This is a genomic window from bacterium, from assembly GCA_040755755.1.
Taxonomy (GTDB): domain Bacteria; phylum SZUA-182; class SZUA-182; order DTGQ01; family DTGQ01; genus DTGQ01.
In genome coordinates, this window is the sequence record JBFLZW010000025.1 from 1 (window position 1) to 4,844 (window position 4,844).

Here is a 4,844-nt window from a genome sequence, read left to right on the forward strand (position 1 = left end):
CTGTACAAGCACAGGTAAATTAATGAGTTAACCCCACTCTCTGTGGGCTGCAATCCAGCCTGTAAACCGGCAGGTTGACGGGAAGGGAGGAGTTTGCCCTTGGTCCCCCAATATTTTCACGGTAAAGGAACTTGCCCTGAATGGGGTCCCCTGTTGTCCTGGCTCTTATGCACTGGTCAGTCTGCACCGGCCCTCAAACGTAGATGAGCCTGATATTGCTGGCCAGCATCATGAAGACCCTGCTGGAGATCAGCCAATCCCTTTTAGTCATTTTCCCAATCCATCCCCGAACTCAGCACAGGCTGCAGGGCCTGGGTATTAGGACAGGTAGAAAAGGTTCGGTGCCTCCACTGTGGGATGGCAAGGCGAGTGAGCGCATTGCCGCCATTGTCGAGCAATGGGCATGATGACATTTTCGTGGGTTGGGCAGGAAACTCCCTTATTCCATAATTTCTTTTATTGGCAATATTTGCTTGCTATGACGAATCGTAAGAATAGATATTCGGTCCTTTTCAAGACGATAAATGATACGGTAATTGCCGTAAATTAACTCTCTAATTTGGCTGTTTCTAATTTCCGGAACAATCCTACCAATTTCAGGAGAGGATTTTAGCTGCTCAACTTTTGAAAATACTGTGTTAATCCATTTTTCTGCTGCTGACGGTTTGTCTTGGGCAATATAGTCTGCAACTTCCGAAGCCCTATCGATAGCCAGCGGGGACCAGACTATTTTCATTTTGGGACTCGCTTCAAAACTTTTTCTTTTGCCTCCTCATGGTCTATGCCTTCCCCATTTTCGAGCTGATTGAGCGATATCTGAACATCTGTCAGAAGCTCAAGTTTTTCTCGCATCTTTTCATATTCATGTACATCTAAAAGAACAGCAACGCCTTTTCCATGCTGAGTAATTACCACAGGCCTTTTTGTATCGTGGACTTGCTTTATGCAGTTTGCGATACTTGTCCTTACCTCAGACAAGGGTTTAATATCTTGATCAATTTTTAGCCTTTGCATTGTGCACCTCATTCAGGTTCTCATTAATTTTTATACAACTTTTGTACATTATAGCGTACAGAATATGGTGCATGCAAGAATTTTTTCAAGTAAGCCATAACACCAGCATCAAAAATGTCAATGGCCGAGCCTGGATCAGCTCTTCGCCAAATCGAGTTCGGCATCTGTCACAAAGATCATCTCCTTTTTTCATCGGTAGCCTTGCGGATGGACTTCAGAAGTCTTGCCGGAGAGCGATCTTCGGCCATCGTCTTATTAATTTCTAACACTCTTCTTATAAAAGCCCAACATTCATCTGGAATAATAATTAAGGTAACCAACAATGGAGGTAGGAATACTATGGCTATCCCCCTGAGAAGAGAGAGTGAAGACAGTGAAATTGGTGCTCCCTATGGTCTAACGAGGATTCTGAACATCTTGCAGATAAACCGCAGGTCATCGCAGGCATTTGCAGAATCTCTCCCCTTTTCACTCAACGATACTACCGCAGGCTCAGAGAACGAGCTACAGGCCGTGGTCATGGGGAAGAAGGATGATGTCGATCTTCCCATATCCATCCTTGGCAGAGAATCGCAAATCCCAAAGAGCACTCGGCTGGCGGAAAACTCATCCGGGATATCTTGGGCGAAGCCAATGCCCCGACGCCGATGCACCTTGCCGGCAGGGAGTTTAACCTGGCTGCCGAGCGGTATTACCGGAACACGTTAAGGATCCGGCACGTGAAGGAAGCCCTCAGCCTGCTTGAAGAGGATGTAAGGAAAATCGAGACTTGCGCTGAAGACAGCGCTGGCTCCTGTGGGGAAAGCCTGACAGCTATACTCGGCGGAAAGAACCCCTTGGAGTTTCTGGCAGCCATCCAGGGCGATCTCATCAGTGAAACCGCATCCCCCGATGTCTTGAGGAAACTCATCCATCTCACGCTCCTGACCATCCATGACGACAGGGAAAAGGGCAGGAAAGAGCAGCAACGTCAAAGGACTTCGGTATGATTTCGCTTCCCAAACACCAATACATCGAGCGTGAAACCGGCCGGATCAAAACGGAACGGCTCTGCGGCGACCGGCTGATCGGTGCGCTCTACCTGACTGCACGGGAAAATTCCGCGGCTCTTTTCCGGGCGCTGACCTGCGGACGGATGTCCAGCCTGCTGGGTTTTTTCAACTATGACCTGGTCCCAGGGCTCCGGACCATGGGAGGACAGGAACTGGCCAGGGTTTTTGATATCGATACCGCAGAGTGCCTCGATCCTCCCGAATCGCTCAATAGCGGCAGGAAAATATTCGAGCGAAAGATTCGCTACTGGGAAACGCGGCCCATGCCGCAGGATGCTGCGGCCATTGTTTCTCCGGCTGATGCGAAAGTTCTGGCCGGATCTTTTGCCGCGACCTCCCGGCTCTTTCTCAAGGAAAAGTTCTTCGATTTCAGGGAGCTTTTCGGGATTGATAAAACGCCCTGGCTCAGGGCCTTCGAAGGCGGGGATTTTGCCATTTTCCGGCTGACCCCGGATAAGTATCATTATAACCATACCCCGGTTGCCGGAAGGGTTCTGGATATTTACCCGGTTTGCGGAGAGTATCATTCCTGCAATCCGACTGCGGTTATCGCTGTGGCTACCCCCTATTCAAAAAACAAGCGGGTCGTCACCATTATCGACACCGATGTCGAGGGCGGAACAAAAGCGGGCCTGGTGGCCATGATCGAAATCGTGGCCCTGATGATTGGAGACATCGTTCAATGCTACAGCGAGAGGGGGTATGAAAATCCGCACAACATCCGCAGGGGGATGTTTTTGGAGAAAGGGCAGCCCAAAAGCCTCTATCGGCCCGGAAGCTCCACCGATGTGCTGATATTTCAAAAGGAGAGAGTAAAATTCTCTCAAGATATTATTGTGAATATGCACCGTCAGGGCATTCAAAGCCGCTTTTCCAGCGGTTTTGGAAAGCCTCTGGTGGAAACGGACCTCAGGGTCCGGTCGCAGATTGCCACGGCAATCCGCTGATTTACTGAGGAGATAACAAACTATGAGTATTCCTCCTTTTCTGCCACCCATGATCGATGAACTTTTCATTTTGACCCTTGGTGCTGCATTATCCTTCATGCTGTTCTGGGGATTCAGGGCCTTACCGGCCGAGGAATGGCAGATTCTGGCCTCGGTACCGAAACAAAAAACCGGGAACGGCCTGTGGAAGGGCATGAACCTTACCTACTATGGCCTGTTCACGGCAAACGCTTACGGGGTAGCTGTGGCCATCATGTTTGTCCTGCTCGGCTCGGTGTTCATACCGCTTTCCGGAATCCTGGTCATGGCTGCAGCCGTACTGGCAATTTGTATCCCTGCTTCCAAAATCATAGCCAGGATAGTCGAGAAGCAGCCGAATGGCTTTACCGTTGGCGGGGCATCCTTTGCCGGATTAATAACCGCGCCCTGGATTTTCCGGCTGATCAGCCTGACCCTGGGCAGAGGGGCGAATTTTTCCCTGCCGGTCATGGTTCCCCTGGCAGCCCTTGCCAGTTCTTACGCACTTGGCGAGGGCATCGGAAGGCTGGCCTGCATCAGCTTTGGCTGCTGTTATGGGAAACCGCTGGCTCAGAGCCATCCATTCCTCCAGAAAATCTTTGAGAAGCGAAACTTCATTTTTTCAGGGAAGACCAAAAAGGCCGCCTATGAAGGCGGGCTTGACGGTCATAAGGTCATACCGATTCAGGCCGTGACTTCAGTGATCTTTACCGGTACAGGGCTTGCGGGTGTTTATCTTTTCCTGAAAGGCTATCATGCAGCCGCCTTTTTGCTGACCCTGATCACGACTCAGGGCTGGAGAACGATTTCAGAGTTTTTCCGGGCAGATTACCGTGGCCGGGGAAAGATTTCGGCCTATCAGATCATGGGGATTATTGCGATCCTTTATTCGGTCCTGATAGTTTTCTGCTTTCCATCCGCCCGCATCCAGAGTGCCAATATCCTGATTGGCCTGCGGTCCTTATGGAATCCGTGGCTTATTATTTTTTTGCAATCTTTGTGGCTGATAATTTTCCTGTTTACCGGCAGGAGCCAGGTGACCGGAGCCACCCTGTCATTCCAGGTGATTGGAAAAAGAGCATGATCCTTAATCTGGCAGCACACAGGCATGACAAGAGCATTGAGAGGTTATGCCGGCCGGAATAGCCTCATTTCCCGGGTTGAACAAGGGGGTCGATAGGGATACCCACTCAAAAAAGCTATCACACTTCCCCCCGTGAGGGCCTTCGGGCCCTCCAATCCCGGCGAAACCGTCCCAAGAGGCTGTCCGAAAAATACCAGGGCTTGATTGTCTAATTTTACTAACCGGCTATAGCAAAGAGTTCCTTCTATCTTTTTTTTATATTTTATATCCCACAAAATTTTCATGTTGAGCATGAGAGGTTCCATTATTATCTGACAATGCCTTGCCATGTAAACCAGGGGGAATATGCAAAATATAGTGTGCAAAACCACACGGTGTATCTATGTACCAATCCCTTGGTAAATCAGTCATTACTTATCATGCTCCCCTCTGCACATCCCCATCAGGGATACCGGATCACCGATATACCGGATCACCGGGCCAAGGTAATAACGGATTACCGGATTCATAGATAATTTTAATTCCCAGCAGGATAGCAAATTCATGCTCCCGCCTGGCACCTTCTGAATCCTTCCAGCCAGCCATCATAACACACCAATACGAAACGGAATACATTTTGCATAGCATTTGCTAGGTAGTAGCTAAAATTTTGATAGCCGCATTATCGAAGGGATGATGTAAAATCTTTCGTAATGCAGATAACCAGTGAATGCCAATTTTCCAGTACTT

General features: G+C 49.2%; 6 protein-coding genes and 1 pseudogene. 4 read left to right on the plus strand and 3 right to left on the minus strand.

Features of this window, described 5'->3' with window-relative positions; all coding sequences use genetic code 11:
• The first annotated feature begins 203 nt into the window (after window positions 1–203).
• Window positions 204–407, plus strand: coding sequence for a hypothetical protein (locus tag AB1611_09120; GenBank protein MEW6379755.1), 204 nt, complete (start codon window positions 204–206; stop codon window positions 405–407).
• Between the two features lie 32 nt (window positions 408–439).
• On the opposite strand, the gene AB1611_09125 is transcribed toward AB1611_09120, so the two are convergent.
• Together AB1611_09125 and AB1611_09130 are read right to left on the minus strand one after the other, a co-directional pair.
• Window positions 440–736: a type II toxin-antitoxin system RelE/ParE family toxin gene (locus AB1611_09125; GenBank protein ID MEW6379756.1), complete on the minus strand. Its 297-nt coding sequence runs from the start codon at window positions 734–736 to the stop codon at window positions 440–442.
• Window positions 733–1,014 (minus strand): type II toxin-antitoxin system Phd/YefM family antitoxin, encoded by a 282-nt coding sequence (locus tag AB1611_09130; protein ID MEW6379757.1) that lies wholly within the window; start codon window positions 1,012–1,014, stop codon window positions 733–735. The genes AB1611_09125 and AB1611_09130 overlap by 4 nt, the downstream gene beginning before the upstream one ends.
• Window positions 1,015–1,634: 620 nt before the next feature.
• Between AB1611_09130 and AB1611_09135 the strand changes: the two genes are divergently transcribed.
• The 3 genes from AB1611_09135 to AB1611_09145 are packed head-to-tail and all read left to right on the plus strand — an operon-like array spanning window position 1,635 to window position 4,115.
• The gene (locus tag AB1611_09135; GenBank protein MEW6379758.1) at window positions 1,635–2,003 is read left to right on the plus strand and encodes a hypothetical protein; all 369 of its coding nucleotides are present in this window, start codon (window positions 1,635–1,637) and stop codon (window positions 2,001–2,003) included.
• The gene (locus tag AB1611_09140; protein MEW6379759.1) at window positions 2,000–3,013 is read left to right on the plus strand and encodes a phosphatidylserine decarboxylase; all 1,014 of its coding nucleotides are present in this window, start codon (window positions 2,000–2,002) and stop codon (window positions 3,011–3,013) included. The genes AB1611_09135 and AB1611_09140 overlap by 4 nt, the downstream gene beginning before the upstream one ends.
• A gap of 22 nt (window positions 3,014–3,035) precedes the next feature.
• Window positions 3,036–4,115 (plus strand): prolipoprotein diacylglyceryl transferase family protein, encoded by a 1,080-nt coding sequence (locus AB1611_09145; GenBank protein ID MEW6379760.1) that lies wholly within the window; start codon window positions 3,036–3,038, stop codon window positions 4,113–4,115.
• A gap of 546 nt (window positions 4,116–4,661) precedes the next feature.
• Here the strand turns inward: AB1611_09145 and AB1611_09150 are convergent.
• Window positions 4,662–4,742, minus strand: a pseudogene (locus tag AB1611_09150) (hypothetical protein).
• Window positions 4,743–4,844: the final 102 nt, after the last annotated feature.

What these genes read in the sequence shown, in the direction of transcription:
- AB1611_09120 (MEW6379755.1), top strand. Translation starts at nt 204, where the DNA reads ATGAGCCTGATATTGCTGGCCAGCATCATGAAGACCCTGCTGGAGATC.
- AB1611_09125 (MEW6379756.1), bottom strand. Translation starts at nt 736, where the DNA reads ATGAAAATAGTCTGGTCCCCGCTGGCTATCGATAGGGCTTCGGAAGTT.
- AB1611_09130 (MEW6379757.1), bottom strand. Translation starts at nt 1,014, where the DNA reads ATGCAAAGGCTAAAAATTGATCAAGATATTAAACCCTTGTCTGAGGTA.
- AB1611_09140 (MEW6379759.1), top strand. Translation starts at nt 2,000, where the DNA reads ATGATTTCGCTTCCCAAACACCAATACATCGAGCGTGAAACCGGCCGG.
- AB1611_09145 (MEW6379760.1), top strand. Translation starts at nt 3,036, where the DNA reads ATGAGTATTCCTCCTTTTCTGCCACCCATGATCGATGAACTTTTCATT.